This is a genomic window from Streptomyces sp. NBC_01320 (assembly GCF_035974375.1).
Classification (GTDB): Bacteria; Actinomycetota; Actinomycetes; order Streptomycetales; family Streptomycetaceae; genus Streptomyces; species Streptomyces yanii.
The window spans coordinates 1,026,055-1,052,662 of the sequence record NZ_CP108390.1 but is presented as its reverse complement, the minus strand read 5'-3'; the positions used below and the strand labels follow the sequence as shown (position 1 = coordinate 1,052,662).

Sequence of the window (26,608 nt, the reverse complement as noted above, 5' to 3'; positions counted from 1 at the left end):
GGCCATTACGAGAGGGGTGCGACGTGGTTCCACAGACCACTACGGCTGGTCCGCACCGCAAACCTCGTCAGCTCGGCATCCCATTCGCGCATCGAACCGAAGTCGCTGCGCCATGCCAGCACCGGCGTGGTCAGAAGGTGCAGCGGGTGCTCCTCGGTCGTGCCGATCGCCCCCAGCACCTGGTGGGCCGAACGGACCACCAGCGACGAGGCATGCCCGACGCCCGAGCGGGCGGCCGCGATGAGGAACCGAGTGTGCTCGTCGCCCCATCCCCGCAGCATGACCGCCTGTGCCGCGGCGTCCGTTGCGGCGCGGGCGAGCGACACCTCGGCGGCGATCCCGACGACGAGGTGCTGGACGGCCTGGAACCGGCCGAGGGGTCGCCCGAACTGCACCCTCTCGTTCGCGTACGTCACGACCACGTCGAGGGCCGCCTCCATGGCTCCAGCCATCTGGGCGCAGCGAGCGAGGCTTCCGCGGAGGGCATACAGGTCCGCGACCTCGGGGGCGACCTCCGTGCCGGCCCTGAGGGCCTGGAGATCGAACTGGATGCTCGCGCGCGGGAGTCCCGAGAGATCTTTCTCCGGGGCCACGTGGAGGCCGTCTCCCTCGAAGTCCGAGACTCGCCACACTCCGTCGTGCTCGTCGTGCCACAGGGCGACGACGCCATCCGTCTGGCCTCCCCAGGGCACGGATCGGCTCATTCCGCCGGCGGCTGGACGAGCTGCGGTGCGGACTTCGCCATGGAGGGGGAGCCCGGCCTCCGCGAGGAGCCACGCGGCGAGCAGGTCGTGCTCCGCGAGAGGTACCGCGGCGCCCGCTCCAGCCGCGAGTCCGAGCAGCGCCACAGAGTCGAGGATGGTCCCTCCGCTGCCACCCTGCTGCTCGCTCGTCGACAGGAGGGTGAGACCGAGCTGGTCAAGCTGCTGCCAGAGGTCGCGGTCGAGGTCGACTCGGGCCGAGGGCACACATCGCGAGCGGTGCTTGTCCAGGAGATGGGTGAGCATGTCGACGAGGCCGGGATCGGCCGCAGGGCCCGTCGTCAGGTTCTCGTTGCGATGGGTCATCAGCGCAGCCCCAGTCCTCGGGCAACAACGCCCGTGAGAATCTCGTTCGTGCCGCCACGCAGTGTGTAGCCGGGACGCTGGAGCAGTGCGGCATCGAGCAGGACTCTCAACCCGTCGTCCAGGTGACCGTTGGCGGCGAGTGTCGCGACGTGCTCGGCGATGTCGCCCTCGGTCGCCGTCCCCAGCAGCTTCACGACGGCCGCTGCCGTGTCCGCGTCCTCCTGCGCCTCAAGGGCGCTCGAGACCGCCAACGACATCTGCCGCAGTGCGGCGACGCGACCGACGAGGCGGCCGAGCTGGGGGTCCTCCGGGAGGTCACCGCGCTCGACGGCCCCGACCGCAGCCGCCAGCAGCGCCCACGTGGAGAGGATCCGCTCGGGACCGCTGCGCTCGTAGCCGAGCTCGGACGTCACCTGCCGCCATCCGTCGCCGATCCGCCCGAGGACCCGGTCGTCGGGGACGAACACGTCTTCGAGGTGCACCTCGTTGAAGTGGTGGTCGCCACTCATGGACACGATCGGACTGATGGTCACGCCCTCCGCTCCCAGGTCGACAAGGTACTGGCTGAGACCCGCGTGCCTGGCCTGCGGGTCGAGCGGCGCACTCCGTGCGAGAACGATGAAGCAGTCGGCCCGGTGCGCCCCCGACGTCCAGACCTTGGTGCCGGTGAGAAGCCAGCCGCCCTCGGTCTGCGTTGCCCGGGTCTGGACGCTCGCGAGGTCCGATCCGGACTCCGGCTCGGACATGCCGATCCCGAAGAGCAGCTCGCCACGGCTGATTCCGGGCAGGAACGCCTCCTTGATCGACTCACTCCCGAACCGCAGGATCGACGGGCCGACCTGTCGTTCGCCGATCCAGTGCGCCGCCACGGGCGCCCCTCCGGCGAGGAGCTCCTCCGTCACGACGAAGCGCTCGAGGAAGGTTCTGCCCTGCCCGCCGTACCTCTTCGGGATGACCATCCCGAGCCAGCCTCGCCGTCCGAGCTCGCGGGTGAACTGACGGTCCCAGCTCGTCAGCCACGTGTCCACGTGAGGAACGAACATCCCCGCGGCGGCTTGCTCGGCTACGAATCCGCGCACCTCGGCCCGGAGCGCCTGCAGGCGTGGGCCCTCGCCCACGACGCGGGGAACGAGTGAACGCTGCACGGTGACCTCCCGTCACATTTCCTGTCAGTAGGCCGTGCGCTGCCTTCACGGGATCTGCGCACCGGATCGCCCGAACTATCTTTTGAATCATACAGTCTCATAATGATGGGTGAGGGCGGGCCTCAGAATCGCCTGGCTGCGGAGAGCACGTGCTCGGCGAGCGTCTCGATGATCTTCCTCCGGTCATCGGGCTCGGAGGCGGCAACCTGGAAGAGGACGTGCTCGACTCCGGCGTTCGCGAACTCCGCCAGGCGATCCAGCACTCGGCCGGGGGACCCGAGGAGAAGGTAACGATCCGCGAGCCCTGAGAAGTCCTGCCGATAGGTCGTGCTCACCGTGCCCAGGCCAGTCGTGCGTGCCCATTCACCGTCGTGATCAACCGCGGTCCAGGCCAGGAGGGCCGCACCGATCGCCTCCGGGTCGCGTCCCGCCGAGGCTGCATGGTCCCGGACCTTCTGGAGTCCCGTGCGCACCCGATCCGGGTCGAGGAGATAGGGCATCCAGACGTCAGCCCACCGGCCTGCCCGGCGCAGGGCTCCCTCTCCCCGGCCGCCCATCCAGATGGGCGGCCCGGCCTGTCGCGTCGGCGGCGGCTGGAGCGCGACACCGTCGAGCCTCGTGAACTCGCCCTCGAACGTGACCCGCTGGCCGGTGCTGAGCCGCCGGAGGACTCCCAGCGCCTCCTCGAGCCGGCGGAAGCGCTCGGTCACGTCCACGCCGGTCGCCTCGAATTCGGAGGCATACTCCCCACCGGCGCCGACGCCGAGGTCGAGCCGGCCTCCACTGACGACGTCGAGCGCCGCGGCGAGCTTCGCGAAGAGTGCGGAGGGGTAGACCGGCGCGAGCGCAATCGACGTGACAAGCCTGATGCGGCTCGTGGCACCCGCTGCCACCGCCAGGGCGACGAAGGCGTTGGGGGTCGGGCCGTGGAAGAAGACGTGCTCGCCGCAGCCGACGAAGTCGAAGCCTGCGTCCTCGGCATATCTCGCCTCGTCCGCCGTGTTCGCCAGCCCGCTGATGCTCAACCCGATCCGCATGGCTTCCCGTCCTTGGTCTCGTGGGTCACTCGAGCGTGGCCATGGCCTCCCGGCACACCCACGTCATGTCCTCCTTGGCGACGGCCGCCTCGACCCGTGCGAGCTCGGCCATCATCGTGCTGGCCCGCTCGTCGTCCTGCTGGGCGATCGCTCGCGAGACGGCAGTCCGGGCGTCGCGGTTGGCTGCACGGGGATCGGCAGGGTCGCTAGCCGTCCGAGGCTCACCCCAGGACTCGAGCAGCGCATTGAGGGCCGCGCTGTCGCGCACCACAGGGTCACCGGTCTCGAGCCGTTGCCGCAGCTCGAGCATGACGTGCGCCGCGGCGATCACCTGCACCCTGGCGAAGGGGTCCTCGACAGCAGGTGCGACGTTCTCGAGGAGGGACCGGCGCACGGTATCGATGAGATCCTCGGTCGTCATCCAGATCATCGTGCGCCCTCCTTGGCCCCGGAGACCAGGGCATCGACGAGTCGGACCATCGCGGGCTCGACGGCGGTCGAGGCGTTTGCGACGGACAGGAGCCGGAGATCCGTCGTCCCGCCCCGGGCCAGCGAGGCGGCTGACGCCATGCCCACGTACACCACCTTGACCAGCTCGACGAGCTGCCAGAAGAGAATGCGCCGGGGGTCAATCTCGTACCCGGTCAGCTCGGTGTACCGCTCGGCTGCCGGGCCCCCGATCCTGCACCATCCGGCAAGCGCCTTGTTGCGCGTGAAGGCAACGTCGGCGAGGGGGTCCCCGATGAACGAGCGCTCCCAGTCGAGCACACAAGCGATCTCGCCGTCCCGCCACAGCAGGTTCGACAGACGGAAGTCGCCGTGCACGAGGGCCTGGGGGTGGTCCCTCGGCGCGTGCTCCTCGAGGACGTCGAGGACCCGACGGATGATGGGCCGCGGCGACAGCTCCACCTCGGCGAAGCGCTGCCGCCAGTGCCGCACCTCGTCCCCGGCCCCCGTCCCGACCCCACCCGGTCCGCACGGCAGGCCCTCGACGGGGACGGTGTGGACCCGGGCGAGCATCTCCACGAACCGGCCGAGGACCTCCTCGCGCATGCCGGCGTCGTCAAACCTCGCCGAGGAGTGCACGAAGGCCTCACCCGGGACGAACTCTGCGATGACGAACGGACGGTCCAGCACGGCCGTGTCGGGCTCGTGGAGGTAGACCTCGGGAACGGGGACAGATGAGCCGGCGAGCGACCGGTAGATCTCGGCCTCGAATCCGATGTCGTAGGGAGCCAGCGGGCCACCCGTCGGCTCGCGACGCAGGATCAGCCGACCCGGTCCGTCCACCATCCTCGTGCTGACGGTGTAGGTCTCGAAGGAGAGGCCGCCAGAGAGACGGTCCACCGAGACGACCTCGCGCACCCCAAGCTCTGGGAGGCGCGTCAGGACGACCTCGCGGACCCGCTCGGTGAAGTAGGGCTCACCCATGAGGTCATGCCTGCCAACGCGGGCGCGGCGGGATCACGCTGTACTCGCACACGCCGACACCGCGCTCGCCGGTCTCCTCAACCTCGAAGGCCACGAAGGGCTCGTAGCAGTCGAAGCGGTTCTCGAGGTCGTTCTCGCCACGGTCCCAGAGCTTGATCGTGCCGAAGTGGTCCGTCGTCCGCACGTTGAGGACCTCGCCGGTGTCCAGCTCGATCCGGTACCCGAACTTCGACTGGGTCCGCAGGTCTCCCTCGACGGGGACCATGCTGGCCGACCTGACCTCACGCGAACCGTCCTTGTCGGCCACGAAACCGGCCACGACCGGCTCCTGCCCACCGGAGGTCCTCGTCGCGACGATCCCCATGAGGCTGATGTGCCGCTCGGGAAGGGAGATCGAGGGCCAGAAGTGGGCCTGCCGGTCAGGGCGGTTGGAATCCGCCCACGGCGACTCCTCCGAGAACCGAGTGGACCAACTGCGGTCACGGAAGCCGAACGAGTCGATCGTGCGCACGTCGCCACTATTCGGCCCGTGCCGGAGCTCGACCGTGCCGGTGACGGCCAGGGCCTGCTCCCAGTGACCTCCGTGCACCACGGCGGTCTTGCCGACGTTCTTCATCGGGTCACGCTCGAAGTTGTCGTAGTTGAAGGCCTGGAAGCGCCCGGTGAAGGTGAGGTCGAAGGCGAACCGGGTGCCGTCGAGCCGGATGCGGATCTCCTCGAAGGGCCGCACCACCTCGTACGAGATGCGCTCGTCGCCGAACGACGTGATGCCGCCCTGACCGGCGTCGAAGGGGACCTTGTTGCCGTACCACTGGTGCTCGCCGTCAATGACGTAGAAGGCGGTCAGCCGGGCGTACCCCTTGTTCGTCAGGTGGAAGTGGTTGACACCGTGGACGTTCGCCTCGGGGTCGACGACACTGACCCAGAAAGTGTCACCCCACAGCCCGTCGAACCCAGGGGGGCACAGGTGAGTTCCCTCGTCCGCGGGGGTCAGGCCCTCAGGAATCATCGTCGACATCGTCCGTCCCATCTTTGTGAGTCTATGCATCTCAATAATATGCCCGGGCTGCCCCACGGTCAACGGGGACCATCACGGCGCAGCGGAGATCGCGGTCACCGGGGTTCTTGCGAGGAGGCCCCGGCGTTCACCTGAGCCGTGAGGCGGCGGAGTTCTCTGCGTACTTGCCGTGACCTGTACTTTCGGGTGTTGTCAGTGGTCGGGGCTGGGTTGGAGGGGTGAAGATTGTGGTGCAGGTGAAGCTGCTGCCGTCGCCCGGGGTGGTGAGGGTTTTGGCTGTGACCCTGCCTGCGTGCAACCGGGCGGCCGATGCTGTATCGGTGGTGGCTTACGAGACGGGCACCACGTCCCGCAACGAGTTGCAGAAGCTGGTCTACGCTCGTGTGAAGGCCGAGTTCGGGCTCGCTGCCCAACCGGCCGTCCGCACGGTGAAGAAGGTCGTTGACGCCTACACGACGTTGCGTGCGAACATCCGGGCCGGGAACCTCGGCCCCGAGGGATCGAAGCGGCGCAGGCGTGCGGAGTCGAAGCCGATTGTCTTCCGTCCCGATGCGGCTCAGCCGTATGACGACCGGATCCTGTCGTGGCAGCACGACGCGCAGACCGTCAGCATCTGGACCGTGGGCGGGCGGATCAAGGGCATCCGGTACACCGGGCACCCCGGCCAGTTGGCGATGCCGGCGAAGTACCGGCGAGGCGAGTCGGATCTCGTCCACCGTGACGGTATGTGGTTCCTGATCTCCACGTGCGAGGTCCCCCAAGCGCCGCTCAGCACCGACCCGTTGGACTGGATCGGCGTGGACCGGGGCATTGCCAACCTTGCCACTACGTCCGACGGGGACAACTACCAAGGCCGCCGTCTTGGCCGTTACCGGCGCCGGCACGCCCGCAAACGCGCCGAACTCCAGGCGAAGCGGACCCGCTCCGCCACCCGGCGCGCCAAGCGGCGGGTCAAGCGCGAGTCCCGGCACGCCGCGCACATCAACCACAGGATCAGCAAGGAGATCGTGGCCGTCGCACAACGCACCGGACGCGGGATCGCCCTCGAAGAACTGAGCGGCATCCGTGACCGGGTACGGCCTTCCCGCGACCGGCGGGCCACGCTCTCCTCCTGGCCGTTCCACCAGCTCGAAGAACACCTCCGGTACAAGGCCCGGCGGGCCGGAGTACCGGTGATCGCGGTGGACGCCCGCTACACCTCGCAGATGTGCCCGCGTTGCGGACACACAGCGAGACACAACCGTCCCACCCGGGACGCCTTCTCCTGTCGTCGGTGCGGGCTCGCCGGCCCCGCCGATCACGTCGCCGGGGTCAACGTGCGCAACCGCGCACGCTCGGCGTGGGTTCTCGTCAACGGACCCGTACCACAAAGGGCTTGACCTCCCTGGCTGGTAGATGCGACCCGTGACCGCCCTGTCGTAGGGGGCAGTCGGGAGCGCGACAAGGTGTAAACGACTGAGCCAACAAACTCGGTCGTTCACGGCCGAGAAGTTGACAACACGCTCCAGGCGGGGTAGGGCATCAGTTCGATACCTCGACCTTCAGCTTCGCCAACCTGCCGTGCCGGCTCGTTTTCGACCAGCGCTAGTTCGAGACCTACCGCTTCCCCACGGGCGCGATGCCGTGCACGGTCCCGACATCCTGGCCCACCTCAGCCGACACCCTTGAGGATGTGGCAGCGACGATCGGCGTGCCCGCGACAGCCCTCACCGGAGTTGTCGCTCATTCCTGCCCCAGGGTTGACCCGCACACGCATGGCCGGCGGGGATGTCCCTGGAACCGTTACCCGCCGGCCGCGCCGCGTCGCCCGATCTGCTCCGTCAGCGGAAGTCGGCCCAGTGGCCGTGCGGGGTCCATCCCAGCGCGAAGGGCAGGTCGATGGTGCAGATCGGGCCCTTGGTGATGTCGTGGGTGTCGAAGATCAGGTACTGGCCACGCTTCTCGCTCCACCACGAGACAGGAACGATGATGTAACCATCTCCCTCGGGCGAGTCGGGCCGCCGGGGCGCGAACGTTGCCTCGAGCACCGCCGCCGGCTCGCCCCTGCGGATCTGGTAGACCTGCTCGCTCATGGTCCGCATGTTCGTCACCACAAGGCTGTTCATCGACATGCCCTGGCGCTTGACGACACCACCAACCTGGAAGCCGAACTCATACCCCTTGCCGTAGAAGCGCTCGTCGACCTTGGGCAGCTCGCTCGGCCGGTCGGACAGCTGCTCGGCCGACGTCACGCCGGTCTCGATGTCGACGGTCCACCGCCCCAGGAAGCTCTTGGCGACGGAGAAGAAGAGCGCGATCTCCTCGCCGACCTTCAAGTCCTGCTCGAAGGGGAAGGGCGGGCGGTTGAACACGGGGGCGTCGAGGATCAGTTTGCTCCCCTCGACGTTGGCCGACATCGTGTGCATGACGTACTGCGGCGGCAGATCCGTCTTGATCCACCTGACCTCTCCCTTGATGTCCGCCCGCGGGATGAGCGCGATGATGATCGGCAGTTTCTCGTCCCATCCCCAGATCCCCACCTGACGCTCGCGCACCTGCTCCTGCGAGATGAGGAAGGGCTGGAAGGGCATGACAATCCAGTCCGGAGTGAGCCAGATGTCGTGCGCCACGGTGTTGTACGGCGCATCGTGCAGGTCGCGGGACTCCACTCGACCGTCCCGGCTGATGACGTGGATCGTCACGTAGGGTGCGACGTCCCGGTAGTTCCAGCCGTACAGCGTGCCCGTCTCGTGATCCCACTTCGGGTGAGCGGCGAGGTCGGCGTCGCCGAAGGCGGTGGGCTCGTGGACCCCGGTGCTGAGCTTCGAGGACCACGGGACGATCCCTTTGGTCTCGAGCGTGATCGGGTCCAGGGCGATCGGCGGGCCCCCCTGCTCGCTCAGCGCGACGATCTCCCCGGCGAAGGGGAAGACGTTGATGTTGTTCGTGCCCTGCGGGACTCCGCAGGTGAGCGCATCCCGCTTCACGTCCCCGTACGCGAAGTCGCGCCAGTCGCCGAATCCGCTGTCGAGCCATTCGAAGACCCCGTGCTGGCGACCCTCCTCGAGGACGTACTTCGGGGTGCGGATCCAGCGGTTGCGGAAGTCGACCCGCCCGTTGTCGAAGACCAGCCCCTGGACCATGCCGTCCATGCTGAGCAGAGGGTTGGTCCCCTGTCGGGTCGGGCGTTTCCACGTCGGCCCGGTGCGATAGAACCCGCCGGAGAGTTCCTTGGGGATCTCACCCTGGCTGACGATGCACTCCTCGACTGTCGCCTCGAAGCGCATGGGCGCGAAGGGCCCCTTGAACGCGACCTCGTCCGGAAGTGGGTACCCCATGGCGTACCTCCAGGTTGTGACGGTGGGCCGTACGCGGCCCCAATCCTCGTGAACCTTGATGCCGCGAGGCTAGCACCGTGCGTCTCATGGCGTAAACGAACGTTCCGAATCTTCTTCCGAACAGTTGCCAATACCTGCTGTGCTGGTAGCTTCGATGCCAGTTAGTCGAGCATACTCGGCGCGAACGGTCGTTCTCATCGTCGTGAGTCATGTCGCGGCCGGTGGCGCCGCGACAACAGGAGGTGCCTTGACCACCCACGCATTCACCAGCGAGCAGCGAGACTTCGTGGACGCCGTGCGGGACTTCTGCCGACGCGAGTGCGGCACTCGCGAGAAGCGCGAGGCCCTCACGGATGGCTGGGAGGAGCAACACAACGCGGAGCTCTACGCCAAGCTCGCCGCAGTCGGCTACGTCGGAGTGTCCATCCCCGAGGAGTACGGCGGCAGCGGCGGCGGCCTGGTCGAGCAGGTCCTGCTCTTCGAGGAGTTGTGGCGAGGGCTCGCGCCGGTGCATGGCATGGGCCCGTCCCACACCGTCGCAGGGGTCTACAAGCGCTTCGGCTCCGAGACCCAGAAGGCCAGCGCGCTCGGTGCGATCTGCGAAGGGAAGGTCTACTCGATCAGCATCTCCGAGCCGGAAGCCGGCTCGGACGCCGCAGCCATCACGTGCCAGGCCGACCGGGTCGACGGCGGCTACCGCATCAATGGGCAGAAGACGTGGTGCTCGGATGCCCAGCATGCCTCAGCGCTCCTGCTCGTCGCCCGCACCTCTCGTGAGGATCGGCGGCATGACGGATTCACGATGTTCGAGGTCCCGGCGGACGCACCGGGTCTCGTGATTCGCCCCATCCCCACGCTGGGGGGGAGCGAGGTGAACGACGTCTTCTTCGACGACGTCTTCGTGCCGGACGAGGCAGTCGTGGGCACCGTGGGCGGGGCCTGGCACCAGCTGATGGCCTGCCTGAATGGCGAGCGCATCGTCTGCGCCGCCCAGCAGCTCGGGCTCGCCCAGCGCACGCTCGACGACCTTCTGGAGTACGTCCGCGACCGTCGGCAGTTCGGAGTGCCTGTGGGGAGCTTCCAGGCGGTGAGCCACCGCATCGCTGACCTGGCCATCGAGGTAGAGGCCACTCGGGCACTGGTGCACGACGTGACGCAACGGGTGGCTGCGGGGGTCGGCACGGAGAACGAGCGCGTGCGCGCCACGTCCATCGCCAAGGTCAAGTCGACTGAGACCGCCAAGCGCGTGGCGCTCGAGGGGGTGCAGCTCATGGGAGGCTACGGCTACAGCATGGAGTTCGAGATGCAGCGTCACCTCCGGCTGAGCATCGCTCCGACGATCTATGCCGGCACGAACGAGATCCAGCGGGACATCATCGCCGGCACCCTCGGGCTCCGGCACCGCTGATCTGGCCGGGCGGGTTGCCGCCCACCGACACTCGACCTCCAAGGGGATAGCCACGTGACACCAGGACGACACGACGGCGACGAATCCGCCCGACCAGCCGGGCCGCTCGCCGGGGTGACCGTGATCGAGCTCGCCGGGATCGGTCCCATCCCACACGCGGCCATGCTGCTCGCGGACATGGGCGCGGACGTCATTTGCGTCGAGCGCGCGGGCCCGCCGATCAGCTGGGTGACCCCGACGAAGGACGTCCTGCGGCGGAACCGCCGCTCGATCGTCGTCGATCTGCGCACACCGGAGGGTGTCCGCGTGGTCGAGGCGTTGGTTGCCCAGGCCGATGTGCTCCTCGAGGGCCACCGTCCGGGGGTCACCGAGCGCCTGGGCGTCGGGCCCGAGAGGTGTCACGAGCTCAATCCGCGTCTGGTCTACGGGCGGATGACCGGTTGGGGTCAGTCCGGTCCACTCGCCGCGCGCGCGGGGCACGACATCGGGTACGTCGCCGTGACGGGGGCGCTGACCCCGGGCATGGAGGGGACGAGACCCTTCCCGCCCGCGAACCTGCTCGGTGACTTCGGTGGGGGTTCCACCTACCTCGTCATCGGCGTCCTTGCCGCGCTCCTGGAGGCGACCCGGTCGGGTCAAGGCCAAGTGGTTGATGCGGCAATCGTCGACGGGGCGGCCTCGCTCACCTCCATCCTCCACGGCCTGATGGCCTCCGACCTGTGGACTGACAGGCGTGGGGCGAATCGGCTGGATGGTGCGGCTCCGTGGTACGACACCTACGAGACGAGTGATGGCAAGTACGTCGCCGTGGGAGCTCTGGAGCCGAAGTTCTATGCGGAGCTCCTGCAGGTGCTCGGCCTCGACGAGAAGCTCGCCGATCGGTCCGACCCGTCGTCATGGCGGGCGATCCGCTCGGCCCTCGCCGAGGCCTTCGCCTCGAAGACCCGTGACCATTGGGCCGAGGTCTTCATGGACAGCGACGCGTGCGTCGCCCCGGTGCTGACGCTCACGGAGGCACGCGAGCACCCCCAGCTACGCGATCGAGGAGTGTTCATCGAGGTGGGCGGCGTGTCGCAGCCGGCGCCTGCGCCGCGATTCTCCCGAACGCCTTCCGGTGCACCCCGAGCGCCCCGCGAGCGGGGTGCCCACACCCGGGAGATCCTGCAGTCCTTCGGGATCTCGGGGATTGATGATCTGCTTCGAAGCGGGGTTGTCACCGAGACGTCCGAGAAGGTCACGCGACCCGAGACATGAGACGCAGGGTTCTCACGTCATCGACGTGAGAACCCTGCACACCACGAGAGCGAGCGGCCCCGAGCTCGGGGGCCTCGTCACCGCGGCTCGGAGACGAACTGGTCGCACATGAAAGCGACCTTGGACGAACGGTCCAGGAAGGCCTCTTCGTCCTCGAGGAACCTTCTGGACGACCTGCTGCATCTCGGCGAGGTCGGCCCTTGTGCGGACCGTGATCGCGTCGTACGGCGAGTCGTCGACTGCCTCGCCGTCGGGCGCTGTACTCGCGTGGGTTCCCGAGGTCAGGATGAGGTTCCGGGTATAGCTGTCGAAGACGTGCCTGAAGCAGTCCTCGGCCATCTTCGCGTGCACCGAGTTGTAGTGGTCGCGGAACTGTTCCTTGGTCGTCCCCGGCTTCCGCTTGAGCAGGAGGACGATGCTGATCTTGTCTGCGTCTTTGCTCAGCATGGTGATGACCCTTCCTCGAAGCGCGTGTGTTGGCAGTCGTCCGAATGGGCCGTAGCGGTCCGCTGGGGCGTCAGGCTTCGCCGACGTCCACCGGAATCTGGTGGATCACCCGCCCTTGAGCCGCGCGGCGTTTGCTGCGTCCCGCGACGGCGTGGAGCAGACGAAGAGCGTCTGTCCTCGTCCCCCAGAGCGCAGGCGAAGACGTTGAAGGGGGTGAGGTGCTCGACGAGCATGTCTTCGATCATGGTGCTCGCAGCACCCGCTTGCGCGGCGGGTTGGTCAGCCAGATCGCGCCCTCGGAGTCCATGCAGATGCCGTCGGCGGAGACATCGATCTCCGCGAGCAGCTGTAGTGCGTCCGTCGTTGTCGGCACGGGCCCGAACTGGGCCCACGTCCTGCGGTTGATCAGCGCTCCGCCGTTGATGTCGAACGCCGTCAGGCGATTCGCGAACGACTCTGCGAGGACGAACGTCTTCCCGTCCGGTGTTATGACGCCCCCGTTGGGGAAGCCCAGGCCCTCAGCGGCTATCGAGACCGTGCCGTGGGGTGACACAACGACGAGGTTCGTGTTCGAGGCGGGCGCTCCGCCACGGAGGTCGAACCCAAGACTGCCGACGTATGCGCGACCGTCGGAGTCGACGACCATGTCGTTGAGTTCGCAACGTCACCGGGCTGCACCTTCGCGGCATCGATAGCCGAGCCCCAACCGGTGCCCACTCCGCAGCTCGTGAGTGCGGCGACGTCGAGCGGAATGTCCTTCGGGATCTTCACCCAGGAGTCCACACTCACCGTGCTCAGCTCCGTGAACGTGCCGATGCCGCTCATCTGGCCGACAGGCGTGCCGTTTGGCAGGCTCATCCGGAAGCTCGACGGGTCATCGAACCGGGCCCCGGTCAGGATGAGCGCACCAAGATGGCAGAGGTGCTGCATGTCGCTCGAGCACCAGTGGCACTGCCCGCACGCCGGCTGGAAGGAGAAGGCGACGTGGTCCCCCTCGCCGCTTCCATTCTCCAGGCCACCCTGGCCCGCACATGCGCCGGATCCCAGGGACTGGTGGTCACGAAATTGGCCAGCGCCTGCCGATTCCCGTCCTCACCCAGCCGGGCCGCCATCGGCTCGACCGGCTTGCGCCGCCCGTCGGTCAGCAGCCCCCGCAGGTAGACCTGCCCCCACCGACGCTGATCCTTCCGCGCGAACGGCTCGAACACCTCCGCCGCGAACGCCTCCAACTCACGGCTCCGGCTGTTAGTAGTGCTTGGTCAGGTTGGCTGTGATGGTGCGTGTCTGTCGGGTTCGGTTGGCGTTGGGGTCGGCGTCTCGCTGCATCTTGCCCATGACCACGCTTCGGCGGCGGTCAACTGGCGGCTGTTCCTGCCCGAGACATGGGACCCCCACTCGCCGAAGGCCGATCCGGACAAGGCCGCCCGGCGTGCCGTCTGCGGGATCCCCGAGGATGTCGGGCACGTGGAGAAGTGGCAGCTGGCTCTGGACATGCTCGATGAGACCCGCTCGTGGGGCATCGAGGTGCCGCTGGCCATCGCGGATGCCGGATACGGCGACGCCGCCGCGTTCCGGCACGGGGTGCAGGCCCGCGGCCTGAACTACGTGGTGGGAATCTCCAGCACGCTGTCGGCCCAGCCCGGCGACGCGGTGCCGGTGACCGAGCCGTACTCCGGGACCGGACGCCCGCCGGTGGCCAAGTATCCCGACAAGCCGCGGTCGGTCAAGGAGTTGGTCATCGCGGCGGGGCGGAAGGCCGCACGAGGGGTGCAGTGGCGGGAAGGCTCCCGGCCCGGCACCGGCCGCTCCGGCTTCAAGCGCATCTACTCCCGCTTCGTGGCCTTGCGCATCCGGCCCGCCGGACGTGAGGTCCGGCAGGCCACCGACGGCCCGGAGCTGCCGGAGTGCTGGCTGCTGGCCGAATGGCCCGCCGGCGAGCCCGAGCCGGTGCAGTTCTGGCTGTCCGACCTGCCCGCCGACACTGCGCTGACCACTTTGGTCCGGCTCGCCAAGCTCCGCTGGCGCATGGAGCACGACTACCGGGAGATGAAACAGGCCCTGGGCCTGGCCCACTTCGAGGGCCGAACCTGGGGCGGCTGGCACCACCACGTCACCTTGTCTCTGTTGCGCACGCCTTCTGCACCCTGCAACGACTGGCCCAAGCCCCAAAAGACGCGGCGCCGGCCTGAGCCTCTACCAAGTCGTCCGCGAACTCCAGACCCTGCTCGCAGTCTGGACCGGCGCCTGCCCCACCTGCCACCGCGACATACCCACCCCCATACCGACCTGACCAAGCACTATTAGTTCCCGCGGCAACAACGACGCCTACACCCTCGTGGCCGCCGCGCATCGGCAGCTTTCCTGCCGGGATGTACCCCGTGTCCAGGCGGTCGTCGGAGTGGCACAAGCCGGCCGCCGCCATCTTGATCTGGACCTCGTTCGGTCGTGGGTCGTCGGCGATGAGATCGGCCACCTCCCACTTCCCGGGAGACGTCCGCAGGATCGAACCTCTGGTGTTCACTGGCATGGGGAACCCATTCTCTGCGCCCTCACCGAGGAACGACGCCACACGATCTATATTGAAGCTTGCGTCTCATAATCTATAATGAGACTTTGAGTATCAAGAATTCCTCTGCTCCATGTTGGCCGCTCAATCCCCCTGAAACCAATACTCTTGGTACGCCGCCTTCTGCGCGCTGACCAGTGACTCCGGGAGGTACGCATCGAATGCGAGCAGTCGTGGCACGAGGCTGGGAGCCGAGTGAGTTCTCGACCGAGGTGGTGGACGAACGCGCGCCGAGGCCTGGTGAGGTGGCGGTCTCGATCACGCTGGCCGGCGTGAGCTTCGGAGACGCCCTCATCGCCACCGGCCGGTACCAGATCGTGCCGAAGCCGCCATTCATCCCGGGTTCGGAGGGAATTGGCGTCGTCACGTCGGTCGGCCCAGGGGTCACCGAGGTGACCCCTGGGGACAAGGTGATGTTCTACGGCTTCGTCCCTGGACCCCTTCGTCGGCGCTGCACCATCGGGACGTTTGCCGAACGGGCGGTAGTGCCCTGCACCAACCTCATCCGCCAACCGGAAGGGATGTCCGACGCTGCCGCGGTGCTGTTCCGTACAAGCTTCGAGACCGCCTTCTACGCGTTGACCCTGGGCCGGCTCAAGCCCGGTGAGACCGCGCTCGTTCTCGGCGCCGGCGGCGCGATCGGAAGCGCGGCCGTCCAGCTCGCGAAGGCACTCGGCGGGACCGTCATCGCCTTGGCATCGACCGAGAGCAAGCTCTCAACGGCACTCGACAACGGAGCCGACCACGCTGTCGACAGTCGCTCTCCGGAGTGGCGGCAGGAGGTTGAGGCCGTCGATCGAGGCGTCGACCTCATTGTCGACCCTGTCGGCGGCGACGTCACCGAGCGTGCACTCCGCACCCTGCGCTTCGGGGGCCGGCACCTCGTAGTCGGGTTCGCAGCCGGGCCGGTCCCTCGGATCCCGGCGAACCTACTGATCATGAAGGCGGCGACCCTGGTTGGCGTCAATCTCCTGCGCTTCAACGAGGAATTCCCGGACCAGGCCCGGGCCATGGTCACGGACCTTCTCGTACATGTCGAGCAGGGCAGGGTGTCCCCACCCACCGACTACGAGGAGTTCGGACTCGACGACGTCGCCGAGGTGCTGACACGAGCCGGCGACCGTGCAACGCCCACCCGGCTCGTGATCAACCCGGCTCCGTCACGGCATGTGCCGCGCCCCGGTCCGGGAGCCCCCTGATCAGGAGGGCAGCGTCGGCATGACGTTGCTCATGCCTCCGTCGACCGGCAACACAACACCGGTGATGTAGGCGCTCGCCTCTGACGCGAGCAGGACCAGCGCGCCAGCAGCGTCGTCGGCGGTGCCGGCGCGCCGCACCGGTAGGCCCGCGGTGAGGGCCTTGACGGCAGTCGCGGAGTACTCGCCGACGAATGAGTCGGTCGCGACAACTCCCATGAGCAGGGCGTTGACGGTGATGCCGCGTCGGCCGAACTCCGCAGCGCTCGACTTCGTGAACGAGTTGAGCGCTGCCTTCGACGCGGCATATGCGCTCTGCCCCAGCGCACCGAGAAGGGACGACGGTGAGGTGACGTTGATGATCCGGCCGTAACCGTGCTCGCTCATCAGGCGGGCGGCGTGACGACTGCACCGGAAGACCCCGGTGAGGTTCGTGTCGATCGTGCTAGCCCATGTCTCGTCGGACATCTTGGAAATCGACCCGGACGGGTAGATGCCGGCGTTGTTGACAAGGATGTCCAGGCGCCCGCCCCACTCCCGCACTTCCGCCATGACTCGCTGCACATCCTCCTCGGACGTCACGTCACCGGGGACCGCGAGGGCGCGTCCGCCCTTGTCCGTGATGGTCACCACCGTCTCGGCGAGCTGCTCCGCACGGCGCCCCATGACCGCGACCGACGCTCCGCTCTCGGCGAGAATGCGCGCGAAGTCCCGTCCGATGCCGCTGCCAGCCCCGGTAATGAGGGCGACGCGTGAACTGAGGTTGATCTCCACTGGTACTCCTGCACTGGGGCGGCCACGACTGTCCTCCAGTCATGGTGTCTTATGAGACAGGTCGTGTCTATAGTGGGGCGAGTAAGTCGCCCACACCGCAACAAGCCGCGCACCGAGACGAGTGCCGACCGCACACGCAGCGCGGAAGCCTAGGAGGAAACCGTGTCCGACGAGCCGGCGGTCCTGACAACAACGAAAGGGCACACGGCCATCCTCGAGCTCAACCGTCCGTGGCGGCGCAACGCCCTGGACCTGCAGGACCGGCGCGAGCTCATCGCCGCGCTCGACGGGGCGGCACAGGACTCCGACATCGTCGCCATCGTCCTAACCGGCGCGGGCCCGATGTTCTCCGCGGGGGGTGACATCCGGAGTATGCCGACAGACCCGGAGATCGCGCGGGTGCGCCTCCGCGTCCTGACCGAGCTCGTCAACAGGCTGGTCAACGGTCCGAAGCCGATCATCAGTGCGGTCGAGGGGGGCGCGTTCGGCCTCGGCCTCTCGCTCGTCGCAGCCACCGATTTCGTTGTGGCGAGCCGGGACTCGCGGTTTGCAGCCTCGTTCGGACGACTCGGCCTCGTGCCCGACACCGGACTGTTCTGGACGCTGCCACGGCGCGTCGGCTCAGCGCGCGCCCAGGAGCTCGTGCTCTTGGCGAACGACTTCACTGCAGAGGATGCAGTGACGATGGGCCTCGTGACCGAGCTCGTTGACCCGGGCACCGCTGTGGACCGCGCGCTTGATTTGGCTGAACGCCTCGCACAGGGCTCACCGGCGATGTATGCCGCAGCCAAAGGCATCTTCGCGCAACCGAACCAGGACCTCGCGTCAATTCTCGACAGTGAGGCGGAGACGCAGGTACGGATGCTGGCCACGGAGTACTTCAGCGAGGCGCAGGAGAAGTTCCTCAAGCGCTGAGTAGGGTCGGGGACTGGCGTAGGTGGCTGCCGCTCCGTTTCCAGTCCCCGCCGCTTCAAACCGGGCGTGCGTTGGTCCCGCACCCGGCTTTCCGCATCGTTCACCGGCTGGCATGCGCCGTCGCCCAGTGCACATTCCCGGTCAGACACCATCTTGGCGTCACTGCTCCACGGCTTGCCGCGAGAGGTGCTGCGCGGGATGCGACTGCTGGTGCGGCCGGACATGCTGCTGCGCTGGCGCCGTAGTCTCATCGCCCACGGGCGCGCGGCCCAGTCCCGCCCGAAGCGCGGGCGCCGGCCGCGCACCGCGCGCTCGATCCGAATGCTGGTACTGCGCCTGGCCAGGGAAAAGTCCAAGCTGGGGCTATCGGCGCGTGCGCGGTGAGCTGCTCGTGCTCGGGGTGAAGGTGGCGGCATCCACGGTCTGGGTGGCGGGCGGCAGAGATCGCGGAGCGGTCGGGGCAAGGGTGTGTACGGTTGACGGTTAGTTGGAGCAGGTCGCGAAGGAGTTCCTTGGCCTGCCAGGCCGCGTAAATCTGCCGGCCATAAGTGCCCATTTGGTCCAACTCGGCTTTAAAGATGGTGAGTTGGTCTTCGGGGAGATCTTCCTTGTTGCGTCGCAGGAGCTTGCGGACGGTTTAGATGACATCGCCCTTGCGGGCCCGGCGTCCGTACTGGCGCCATGTGAGGCGGCGGCGCAGGTCAGCGAGGTGACGCTGGGCGAGCTGAACGATGTGAAAGCAGTCCACGACCACGGCCACGTGCGGCAGGGCGCGCGGAAGGTGGCGCACATACCGATGGCGACGTAGCGGACCTGCGCGCGCCAGGCAGCGAGCTGGGCCATCAGCCAGTCGGTGACGGATGTCGCGTTGCGGCCCTCGACCTGCCCGAACAGACCGCGTCCGCCGATGGCGTCGACGAAGTCGATGTGCCAGGCGTCCGCGACAAGCTCCCACTTTTCAGTGTCCGGGTTCTGTTTCCAAACCGGCTTGCCGCGCCGGGTCTCGTCGATCCCGATCGCCGAGGTGTCCGGCGGGCTCTCGGGGAGCACCTCGGAGCCATAGGACTCGAAGCAGTGCTGCACGATCGGCCAGGACTGGCCCAGGTCGCGGCCGGCCTGCACCTGGCAGCGCACCTATGCGGGGCGGTCGGGGGGCGAGGGCACCGTGAGCGAACTCGTGCGAAGACCCACGTCGAGTATGTCCTGACCGCGATCGCCGTCGGCGTCGAACGTCTTGGTGAAGAGGGACCCGCATCATCGACCTACCGGACCCGCCCGCTGACGCCCTTTCAGCAGAATCTCGACGATCACGACCTGCCGAGGCCGCGCTGGTGACGTCAAGGGCTGCCCAGTGCAGGCTACGTGCGCATCCTGGTCGCCGTACGCGCTGCGGACCGAGCGCTTCACCACCGCCGCGCAGCGCGGGGCGACTGTAGAGCCGCCGGATCGTGTCGGTTCGTACGGTTTTGTCGCGCCTCCGACTCCGCGCCGACGTTCGTCATGTGTTCGTTACGTAAACCTGTTGACTCCTCAATCGTATCCCTTCTAAGTTTTGCAAACCGGTTTGGCAAACCGGTTTGCGTCCCCGGGGTCGAATACAGGGGGAGGCAGAGATCGTTCCTTACAAGTCCTTCCTTACAGGGGAGTCCGGGTGTCAGTCTCGATCGGTGACGTGGCGCGTCTTGCGGGCGTCAGCCGCACCACGGTGTCGCACGTGATCAGCGGCAAGCGACCGGTCAGTGACGCGGTTGAGGCCCGGGTGCGCTCGGCCATGGCGGAACTCGGCTACGCGCCGAGCCGGATGGCGCAGAATCTGGCCAGCGGCACCACCCGCACCATGGGACTGCTGGTCCCCGATATCGGCAACGGCTTCTTCGCAGACGTTGCCAAGGGAGTGGAGCGGACGGCGATAGCGGGCGGCTACAACGTGCTGCTCTGCAACACCGGCTGGAACCTCGAACGCGAACTCTTCTACCTGGAGACGCTCAAGTCCCGCGCCGTGGACGGAGTGGTGTACGCGGCGGGTGTCCCGGCGGCCACCTCGCAGCTGACCGGGCTGCTCGGCGGTCTCCCGGTGGTCGCGGTGGACGAGGAACTTGACGACGTGGCCCAGGTCACCGTGGTCTCCGACAACCTTGCCGGCGGCCGTCTGGCCGCCGAGCACCTGGCGGCGCTGGGTCATACCCGTGCGCTGGTGGCGGGCGCCACTCCGGGGCTGGCCTCCAGCCAGCTGCGGGTCGAGGGCTTCACCGACGTCTGGCGCGAACGGACCGGCCGGGCACCCCAGGTGGCCGAGGGGACCTTCGAAGTGGCCAGCGGTTACCGGCTGGCCCAGGAGCACCTGGGCGCGCTGCGCGACGGTGAGATCACCGCGATCTTCTGCCTCAACGACATGGTGGCCTTCGGCCTGATGCAGGCGCTGTCGGAGAGCGGGATCGACGTGCCCGGATCGTGCTCGGTGGTCGGCTTCGACGACGTGTTCGCCGCGCGGCACGTCGGCCCGGGGTTGACCACGGTCCGCCAGGACGCCGTCGGCCTGGGCGAGGTCGCCGCGCGACTGCTGCTGGAGATCCTGGAGGACGGCGAGGACCTCCCGCAGGGGGTGCGCGTGCTGCCGGTCGACCTGGTGGAACGGCACACCACGGGAAGCGCGGGAAGCGCGGGAAGCATGGGAGCCCGCCATGGCTGAGCCTCGCGCCGAGCTGAACGGAATATCCGTGCCAGCCATCGCGTCCGGCGGACCCGGAGCGCCCCGCGCTCGCGGCACGCCAGCCACCTCACCCCCGTACCTCCCTCACCACCCCGTACGCCGTGACACCCCTCCAGGGTTTCACCGCACGCAGCGTCGCACGGCCCCGGCTCACACGGCCCGGGATCGCGCCACCTCGGCTCGCACGGCCCCGGCTCACATGACCGCGGCTCGCATGGCCCCGGACCGCACCACCCGGCTCGCGCACGGCCCCGGCTCACAAGCCCCCCGGCTCGCACGGCATGGGCTCACACCACACACCGGGTCGGCCCGCACCATGCCCCCGGCTCCCGCGCGGAGCCGCCTCCCGCTTCCCTCGTTCCGCCCGGGCGTTTCTCACACCCAGGCCGGGGTCCTCTCCTTCTACCGCTCCGGTGTTCTCCGGACTATCGAAAGGCGCCACTGATGAACCGCATCCTTGCCCGCTCCGGCTCCCTGGCCGCCCTGCTGGCCGTCTCGGTAGGCGCGCTGACCGCCTGTGGCGGCGAGTCCGGTGGAGGCGCCAAGAGCGCCTCGGGTTTCGACGCCGTGTATGTGATGTCCGACAACCTCGGCGACAAGGGCTTCAACGACTCCGCCGCAGCGGGCTTCAAGAAGGCCCAGGGCGAGGGCGTGGGCACCAAGCTGCTCCAGGCCTCGCCGAGCGACCCGCAGACCTGGCGGCAGAACCTCGAAGAGGTGTCGGGCAGCGGGCAGTACGACTTGATCTTCACCGGCCCCGGCATGCACGACAACCTGGCCGCCGTGGCCCCCCAGCATCCCGACCAGAAGTACGTCTTCTTCGACGACGAACTGGACGCGCCGAACGTCCTCTCGGTGCGCTACGCCCAGAACGAGGGCTCGTACCTGGCAGGCATCCTCGCCGCGACCGCCTCCAGGGACACCAAGTCCTTCCCGCTCTCCAAGGACACCGACAAGGTCGGCGTGGTGGCCGGGCAGGACCTGCCCGGCATCCAGGACTTCATCGTCGGCTTCAAGCAGGGCGTGGCCCAGGTCGACCCCGCCATGAAGGTGCAGGTCTCCTTCGTCGGCAACTTCAACGACGCCCAGAAGGCGTACGACCTGACCAAGTCGATGTACCAGGGCGGCACCGACGTCGTGTACAACGTCTCCGGCCCGGCCGGCCTCGGCATCCTGAAGGCCGCCGCAGACACCGGCCACTACGCGATCGGCGTCGACTCCGACCAGAACGCCCTGTACCCGAAGAACGTCCTGGCCTCGATGCTCAAGCAGATCGGCACCTCGGTGCACGACTCGATCAACCAGGCCAAGACTGGCGAGATCGAGTACGGCAAGACCGTGATCTACGGCCTCGACAACGACGGCGTCGACCTGGTCTACAACGACGCCCTGGTGCCGGACAGCGCCAAGAAGGCCGTCAGCGACGCACGGAAGAACGTGGTCGACGGCAAGGTGAAGGTTGCCTCCGTCCTTAAGTGATCCCCCGCGACCTTCAGAAGAGAGACGCCTCCAGGCAGCGGAGCGGGGGTCAGCCCCCGCTCCGCCCGGCCCGGCGGAAGGAACCACATGGACAGCACGACCACCGGAGCCCCCGTGCTCCGACTGCGGGGAATCCGCAAGACGTTCGGCCCCAAGGTCGCCATCGACTCGATGGACCTGGAAGTCGCGGCCGGTGAGGTGCACGCGCTGTGCGGGGAGAACGGCGCGGGCAAGTCGACCCTGATGAACATCCTCGTCGGCATCCACCAGCCCGACTCAGGCGAGATCACCGTGCGCGGCCGGCAGGAGCACATCGACGGGCCCGCCGGAGCCTCCCGGCTCGGCATCGGAATGGTGCACCAGCACTTCACGCTCGTGCCCTCGATGACCGTCGCCGAGAACATCTACCTCGGCCGCCAGCCCCGCCGCTGGGGCCTGCTGGCCGACCGCCGCGCGATGCACAAGGCCGCCGGCGAGCTGCTGGAACGTTACGGCTTCCCGCTCGACCCCGGCCAGAAGGTGAGCGAGCTGACGGTCGGCCAGCGCCAGCGGGTCGAGATCGTCAAGGCCCTGGCCTTCGACGCGGAGATCCTGATCCTCGACGAGCCGACCGCGGTCCTCACCCCGGCCGAGGTCGACGAGCTGATGGACGTCATCGCTAAACTGCGCGAACGCGGCCGCACGGTGCTGTTCATCACCCACAAACTGCGCGAGGTCAAGGCCGTCGCCGACCGGGTCACCGTCATCCGGCACGGCCTCAGCGTTGGTACCCGTGACACCGACGGGCTGGCCGAGTCGGAGATCGCCGGACTGATGGTCGGGCGCTCCGTCTTCATGGCCGACCGCCGGCAGACCACCGCGGGCGCCTTCGACGCCGCACCCGCGCTGCTCGAACTCGACGGCGTCAGCTGCGAGAACACCGAAGGGCGCCGCATCCTCGACGAGGTCGCTCTCACCATTCGGCCCGGCGAGGTCCTGGGGATCGCGGGAGTCGAGGGCAACGGCCAGACGGAACTGGCCGAGGCGGTAACCGGCCTGCGCCGGGTCACCAGCGGCCGGATCCTCCTCGACGGCCGGGACGTCACCTCGGCGACGCCCCGCGAGCGCCGCGAGGCCGGCACCGCCTTCATCCCCGAGGACCGGCTCGACCGGGGACTGAGCCCCGAGATGTCGGTGGCCGAGAACCTCGGCGCCTCCAACTATCGCCGGGCCGGGCTCATCCGGCGCGGCATGGTCTCGCAGAGCGCCCTGCGGGAGTTTACGAGCGGCCGAATCACGGAGTTCGACATCCGGGGCGCCCAGCCGGACACCCCGGTGGGCACGCTCTCCGGCGGCAACATGCAGAAGGTCGTGGTGGCCCGGGAACTCGCCCGGGAGCCCAGTCTGCTGGTGGTCGCCCAGCCCACCCGGGGCGTCGACATCGGCGCCAGCGAGTTCGTGCACCGCCAGATCCTGGCCGCCGCCGCCCGCGGCACCGCCGTCCTGCTGATCTCCTCCGAGCTGAGCGAGGTGCTGGCCCTGTCGGACCGCATCGGCGTCATGCTCCAGGGCCGGCTGGTCGAGGTGATCGATACGGCGGAGGCCACCGAGACCCGTCTCGGACTCGCCATGAGCGGCGCGACCGGCGACGACGACGGCGGGCCCCGTACGGACGATCCGGACGGCACCGCGTCCCACCTCGGCGCGGGCACCGAGCGGAAGGCGGCGTCATGACGACGACCCTCACCACCAGCACGACCGGCCCCGGCATCCCGCCGGAGGCCCCCGGATCCGGGGGCCCGGCCGAGCCGTCCGCGTTCGCGCGCAAGACCCGCGAGACCTGGGCCTCGGTGCGCAAGCCGCTGTTCGCCGTCGCGCTGACCCTGGTCCTCGGCTTCGGAGTCGTCGTGCTCGTCTCCGACCAGCCGCTCCACGCGTACGAGCAGCTGTTCGTCGCAAACTTCTCCACGCCCGCCAACATGGGCAACCTGCTGATGCGTTCGGCGCCACTGCTGTTGATCGCCCTCGGTATCGTCTTCTCCTTCCGGGCCGGTGTCTTCAACGTCGGCGCCGAAGGACAGCTCTACGTCGGCGCGGTCGCCGCCGCCGCGACCGGACTGGCCCTGCCGGGCCTGCCCGGCCCGCTGCTGATCGCCGTCTGCATGGCCGCGGGCATCGTCGCGGGCGCGCTGCTCGCCTGGATCCCCGCCGTGCTCAAGGTCAAGTGGGGCGTCGACGAGGTCGTCATCACCCTGATGCTGAACTTCATCGCCGTCCTGTTCACCGGCTACCTCGTAGCCAAGCCGCTGCGCGACCCCGCGGCGTACGGCGCCACCAGCCGCATGCTGCCCGAGCAGTCCTGGTTGCCCGCGATCCCCGGACTGCCCACCGGCAACATCGGGTTCGTGCTAGCGCTGCTACTGGTGCCGGTCGCCTGGCTGGTGCTCTTCCGCACCGTATGGGGCGCCGATCTGCGCGCCGCCGGCACCAACCTTCGGTTCGCCGAGACGGTCGGCGTACGCGGCCGCCGCGAGATCATCCTGTCGATGCTGCTCTCCGGCGCCCTGGCCGGCGTGGCCGGCGCGGTGTACGTGCTCGGCACCGGGCACCGCTTCGAGCAGAACTTCTCCCCAGGTTTCGGCCTGATCGCGCTCACCGTCGCCCTGCTTGCCCGGCTGCACCCCGTCGGCGTCCTGCTCACCAGCCTGTTCTACGCGGCCATGCTCAACGGCGCCGCGTACATGCAGATCGCCACGAACGTTCCGCGTTCACTCGTCAGCCTGCTGACCGGCCTGCTGGTGCTGCTCATGACGATCGAGGTACGGCGCAGGCGCCGCCGCGGCCAGTTCAAGGAGGTTTCCGCATGAGCGGCTTCACCAGTGCCGTGCTGATCCAGACCGCGCCGGTGCTCCTCGCGGCACTCGCCGCGATGTTCACCCAGCAGGCCAGAATCCTCAACGTGGCGGTCGAGGGCATGATGCTGATGGCGGCGTTCGTCGCCATCGCCGTGGGCCAGGTCACCGGAAGCGTCGGTCTTGCCGTCCTGGCCGCCGTCGGCGCCGGGATCCTGATGTCCCTGCTGTTCGGGATCTTCACCCTGCTGCTCAAGGCCGATCCGCTCGTCGCCGGTCTCGGTATCAACCTGCTCGCCGGCGGTGTCACGGTCTTCCTGCTGGAACGCGTCTACGAGAACCCCGGCGGCCTGCGCCCGGACCGGTTCCCCGAACTGTGGACCGTCTCCGGCGACTGGCTGCGAGCCATCCCCTTCATCGGTCCCGCACTCGACGGCCAGAGCGTCATCGTCCTGCTCGCCCTCGCTCTCGTGCCGCTGTCCTGGCTGCTGCTCTACCGCACCCCGATCGGCTACGCGATGCGTGCCGCCGGCGAGGACGAGCACGCGGCTCGCGCCGCCGGCATCAGCGTGCCGAAGGCCCGGATGACGGCGGTCCTTCTGAGCGGTCTGCTAGGCGGTCTCGCCGGTGCGCAGCTGTCCATGGCGACCCTGCACTTCTTCCTGCCGGACATGACCAGCGGCCGCGGCTTCCTCGGACTGGCGGCCATGCTCTTCGGCGGGGCGACCCCGGTCGGCTCGCTCGGCGCCTCGGCGCTGTTCGGTGTGGCCGGCGCGGCGGGCGACCGTCTCCAGGGCGGGGCGATCCCCAACCAGCTGGTGCTCGCCGTTCCGTACATCGCGGCGATCCTGGCGCTCACCGCGGCGCGGATGGGGCTCTTCCGCAAGGTCCGTACCGCGCGCAAGGCCGCGGCCACCGCCGTCGTCTGATCCACCCCGCTTTCCCCGCTTCCCCCTCGCGGCCTCCACGGCCGCACCCTCACCCGGCGGCGCGCCGGTACCCACCCTCCGGCGCGCCGCCGCCCAGAAAGGCACCACCCGTCATGGCTGTCCCCCTCCTGTACGACTGCGATCCCGGCAACGACACCGCGCTGGCCATCCTCGCCGCCGTCGGCCACCCCGGGCTCGACCTGCTCGCCGTCACCACGCTGGCCGGCCACCTGCCCGCCGCGCGGACCACGCACAACGCCGCCGTGGCGTTGCACGCCGCAGGCGCCGACGGCGTCCCCGTCGCCCGGGGCAGCGAGCTGCCCCTCGTCCGCGACCAAGTGCTGGCCGGCGTTCTCGACCTCGAAAGCGGCCTGGACCGCCTCCGCGACGACCTTCCGGCCGTCGCTCCCGACCCGCGCCACTCCGTCGACCTGATCATCGACACTGCGCGGGAGAACCCCGGCTTGACCATCGTCACCACCGGCCCGCTCACCAACATCGCGTCCGCGCTGCGCCGGGACCCCGCCACCGGGCGGAACATCGGCCGGATCGTCAGCCTGGGTGGCGCCTGGGGCCTGGGCGGGAAGACTGCGGCAGCGGAGTTCAACGTCTGGTGCGACCCCGAGGCCGCCGCCGTCGTGCTCGGCAGTGAGGTTCCGGTCACGCTGCTGCCGGTCGAGGCCACCGGCGCCGTGCCCGTGGACGACGCGCTCGTCGAGCGGATCGCGGCCGGCCCCGCCGCCTGCGTCCCGCTCGCCTCGGAGCTGCTTGCCTCGATGCGCGGGATCCACCGCCCCGGCCCGTTCGGGCCCGTCCCCGTGCCGCTGCACGACCCGTGCGCCGTGCTCTACGCCGCCGACCCGTCGCTGGGCGAGACCCGCACCGTGCGCGTCGATGTCGAACTCGACGGCAGGCACACGTACGGCCGTACGGTCATCGACCTCGGCGGGCGCTCCGAGCTGGAGGCCCGTACCAGAGTCGTCGTCCGGCTGGACGCGCCCCGGGTGCACGCCGCTCTCACCGACGCGCTGGCCCGGCTGCCCGTCCCGGCCGCCGCCTGAGCCGCCGTCCCCCGACCACTGCC

At 68.7% G+C, this 26,608-nt stretch carries 22 protein-coding genes and 4 pseudogenes; 13 read left to right on the top strand and 13 right to left on the bottom strand.

Annotation, left to right across the window (positions count from 1 at the left end):
- Positions 1 to 5: 5 nt before the first annotated feature.
- From OG395_RS05240 to OG395_RS05215, 6 genes are all read right to left on the bottom strand, one after another.
- Entirely contained in the window at positions 6 to 1,067 is a 1,062-nt protein-coding gene (locus OG395_RS05240; protein ID WP_327241820.1) for an acyl-CoA dehydrogenase family protein, read from the bottom strand.
- On the bottom strand, positions 1,067 to 2,212 hold the full coding sequence (locus OG395_RS05235) for an acyl-CoA dehydrogenase family protein (RefSeq protein ID WP_327241819.1): 1,146 nt from the start codon (positions 2,210 to 2,212) through the stop codon (positions 1,067 to 1,069). The genes OG395_RS05240 and OG395_RS05235 overlap by 1 nt, the downstream gene beginning before the upstream one ends.
- Before the next feature lie 122 nt (positions 2,213 to 2,334).
- On the bottom strand, positions 2,335 to 3,249 hold the full coding sequence (locus OG395_RS05230) for an LLM class flavin-dependent oxidoreductase (protein ID WP_327241818.1): 915 nt from the start codon (positions 3,247 to 3,249) through the stop codon (positions 2,335 to 2,337).
- A gap of 25 nt (positions 3,250 to 3,274) precedes the next feature.
- Positions 3,275 to 3,679: a hypothetical protein gene (locus OG395_RS05225; RefSeq protein ID WP_327241817.1), complete on the bottom strand. Its 405-nt coding sequence runs from the start codon at positions 3,677 to 3,679 to the stop codon at positions 3,275 to 3,277.
- Positions 3,676 to 4,680 carry a phosphotransferase family protein gene (locus OG395_RS05220; RefSeq protein ID WP_327241816.1) on the bottom strand — a complete coding sequence of 335 codons (1,005 nt, stop codon included), beginning with the start codon at positions 4,678 to 4,680 and terminating at the stop codon, positions 3,676 to 3,678. The genes OG395_RS05225 and OG395_RS05220 overlap by 4 nt, the downstream gene beginning before the upstream one ends.
- Positions 4,681 to 4,684: 4 nt before the next feature.
- On the bottom strand, positions 4,685 to 5,689 hold the full coding sequence (locus tag OG395_RS05215) for a hypothetical protein (RefSeq protein ID WP_327241815.1): 1,005 nt from the start codon (positions 5,687 to 5,689) through the stop codon (positions 4,685 to 4,687).
- A gap of 227 nt (positions 5,690 to 5,916) precedes the next feature.
- Between OG395_RS05215 and OG395_RS05210 the strand changes: the two genes are divergently transcribed.
- Positions 5,917 to 7,077 carry an RNA-guided endonuclease InsQ/TnpB family protein gene (locus OG395_RS05210; protein WP_327241814.1) on the top strand — a complete coding sequence of 387 codons (1,161 nt, stop codon included), beginning with the start codon at positions 5,917 to 5,919 and terminating at the stop codon, positions 7,075 to 7,077.
- A gap of 441 nt (positions 7,078 to 7,518) precedes the next feature.
- Here OG395_RS05210 and OG395_RS05205 read toward each other — a convergent pair whose 3' ends face one another.
- Complete coding sequence (locus OG395_RS05205) at positions 7,519 to 9,015, bottom strand: carotenoid oxygenase family protein (RefSeq protein WP_327241813.1); 1,497 nt, start codon at positions 9,013 to 9,015, stop codon at positions 7,519 to 7,521.
- 247 nt (positions 9,016 to 9,262) lie between these two features.
- Between OG395_RS05205 and OG395_RS05200 the strand changes: the two genes are divergently transcribed.
- Together OG395_RS05200 and OG395_RS05195 are read left to right on the top strand one after the other, a co-directional pair.
- Positions 9,263 to 10,423 (top strand): acyl-CoA dehydrogenase family protein, encoded by a 1,161-nt coding sequence (locus tag OG395_RS05200; RefSeq protein ID WP_327241812.1) that lies wholly within the window; start codon positions 9,263 to 9,265, stop codon positions 10,421 to 10,423.
- A gap of 54 nt (positions 10,424 to 10,477) precedes the next feature.
- Positions 10,478 to 11,677, top strand: a complete 1,200-nt coding sequence (locus OG395_RS05195) for a CaiB/BaiF CoA transferase family protein (RefSeq protein ID WP_327241811.1) — start codon at positions 10,478 to 10,480, stop codon at positions 11,675 to 11,677.
- 12 nt (positions 11,678 to 11,689) lie between these two features.
- Here OG395_RS05195 and OG395_RS05190 read toward each other — a convergent pair whose 3' ends face one another.
- The 3 genes and pseudogenes from OG395_RS05190 to OG395_RS05180 form a co-directional block, all read right to left on the bottom strand.
- On the bottom strand, positions 11,690 to 12,124 hold the full coding sequence (locus OG395_RS05190) for an EthD domain-containing protein (protein ID WP_327241810.1): 435 nt from the start codon (positions 12,122 to 12,124) through the stop codon (positions 11,690 to 11,692).
- Between the two features lie 241 nt (positions 12,125 to 12,365).
- Positions 12,366 to 12,770: an SMP-30/gluconolactonase/LRE family protein gene (locus tag OG395_RS05185; protein WP_327241809.1), complete on the bottom strand. Its 405-nt coding sequence runs from the start codon at positions 12,768 to 12,770 to the stop codon at positions 12,366 to 12,368.
- Between the two features lie 349 nt (positions 12,771 to 13,119).
- Positions 13,120 to 13,353 (bottom strand): annotated as a pseudogene (locus tag OG395_RS05180) (transposase); the annotation flags it as partial.
- A 79-nt stretch (positions 13,354 to 13,432) separates the two neighbouring features.
- Here OG395_RS05180 and OG395_RS05175 point away from each other — a divergent pair.
- Positions 13,433 to 14,313 (top strand): annotated as a pseudogene (locus tag OG395_RS05175) (IS701 family transposase); the annotation flags it as partial.
- On the opposite strand, the pseudogene OG395_RS58085 reads toward OG395_RS05175, so the two are convergent.
- A pseudogene (locus OG395_RS58085) lies at positions 14,313 to 14,546 on the bottom strand (alcohol dehydrogenase catalytic domain-containing protein); the annotation flags it as partial. The pseudogenes OG395_RS05175 and OG395_RS58085 overlap by 1 nt on opposite strands.
- Before the next feature lie 305 nt (positions 14,547 to 14,851).
- Here OG395_RS58085 and OG395_RS05170 point away from each other — a divergent pair.
- Entirely contained in the window at positions 14,852 to 15,889 is a 1,038-nt protein-coding gene (locus tag OG395_RS05170; RefSeq protein ID WP_327241808.1) for an NADPH:quinone oxidoreductase family protein, read from the top strand.
- Here the strand turns inward: OG395_RS05170 and OG395_RS05165 are convergent, their stop codons facing one another.
- On the bottom strand, positions 15,890 to 16,660 hold the full coding sequence (locus tag OG395_RS05165) for an SDR family NAD(P)-dependent oxidoreductase (protein ID WP_327241807.1): 771 nt from the start codon (positions 16,658 to 16,660) through the stop codon (positions 15,890 to 15,892).
- Between the two features lie 162 nt (positions 16,661 to 16,822).
- On the opposite strand from OG395_RS05165, the gene OG395_RS05160 reads away from it, so the two are divergent.
- Positions 16,823 to 17,575, top strand: coding sequence for an enoyl-CoA hydratase/isomerase family protein (locus OG395_RS05160; protein ID WP_327241806.1), 753 nt, complete (start codon positions 16,823 to 16,825; stop codon positions 17,573 to 17,575).
- A 198-nt stretch (positions 17,576 to 17,773) separates the two neighbouring features.
- Positions 17,774 to 18,002: pseudogene (locus OG395_RS05155) on the top strand (helix-turn-helix domain-containing protein); the annotation flags it as partial.
- A 56-nt stretch (positions 18,003 to 18,058) separates the two neighbouring features.
- On the opposite strand, the gene OG395_RS05150 reads toward OG395_RS05155, so the two are convergent.
- On the bottom strand, positions 18,059 to 18,697 hold the full coding sequence (locus OG395_RS05150) for a hypothetical protein (protein ID WP_327241805.1): 639 nt from the start codon (positions 18,695 to 18,697) through the stop codon (positions 18,059 to 18,061).
- 529 nt (positions 18,698 to 19,226) lie between these two features.
- Between OG395_RS05150 and OG395_RS05145 the strand changes: the two genes are divergently transcribed.
- The 6 genes from OG395_RS05145 (at position 19,227) to OG395_RS05120 (ending at position 26,585) form a co-directional block, all read left to right on the top strand.
- Positions 19,227 to 20,264 carry a LacI family DNA-binding transcriptional regulator gene (locus tag OG395_RS05145; protein WP_327241804.1) on the top strand — a complete coding sequence of 346 codons (1,038 nt, stop codon included), beginning with the start codon at positions 19,227 to 19,229 and terminating at the stop codon, positions 20,262 to 20,264.
- A gap of 465 nt (positions 20,265 to 20,729) precedes the next feature.
- Positions 20,730 to 21,764 carry a BMP family lipoprotein gene (locus OG395_RS05140; RefSeq protein ID WP_327241803.1) on the top strand — a complete coding sequence of 345 codons (1,035 nt, stop codon included), beginning with the start codon at positions 20,730 to 20,732 and terminating at the stop codon, positions 21,762 to 21,764.
- A gap of 87 nt (positions 21,765 to 21,851) precedes the next feature.
- Entirely contained in the window at positions 21,852 to 23,477 is a 1,626-nt protein-coding gene (locus OG395_RS05135; protein WP_327241802.1) for an ABC transporter ATP-binding protein, read from the top strand.
- On the top strand, positions 23,474 to 24,610 hold the full coding sequence (locus tag OG395_RS05130) for an ABC transporter permease (protein ID WP_327241801.1): 1,137 nt from the start codon (positions 23,474 to 23,476) through the stop codon (positions 24,608 to 24,610). The genes OG395_RS05135 and OG395_RS05130 overlap by 4 nt, the downstream gene beginning before the upstream one ends.
- Positions 24,607 to 25,524 (top strand): ABC transporter permease, encoded by a 918-nt coding sequence (locus tag OG395_RS05125; protein WP_327241800.1) that lies wholly within the window; start codon positions 24,607 to 24,609, stop codon positions 25,522 to 25,524. The genes OG395_RS05130 and OG395_RS05125 overlap by 4 nt, the downstream gene beginning before the upstream one ends.
- A gap of 113 nt (positions 25,525 to 25,637) precedes the next feature.
- Positions 25,638 to 26,585, top strand: coding sequence for a nucleoside hydrolase (locus OG395_RS05120; RefSeq protein ID WP_327241799.1), 948 nt, complete (start codon positions 25,638 to 25,640; stop codon positions 26,583 to 26,585).
- Positions 26,586 to 26,608 lie beyond the last annotated feature (23 nt).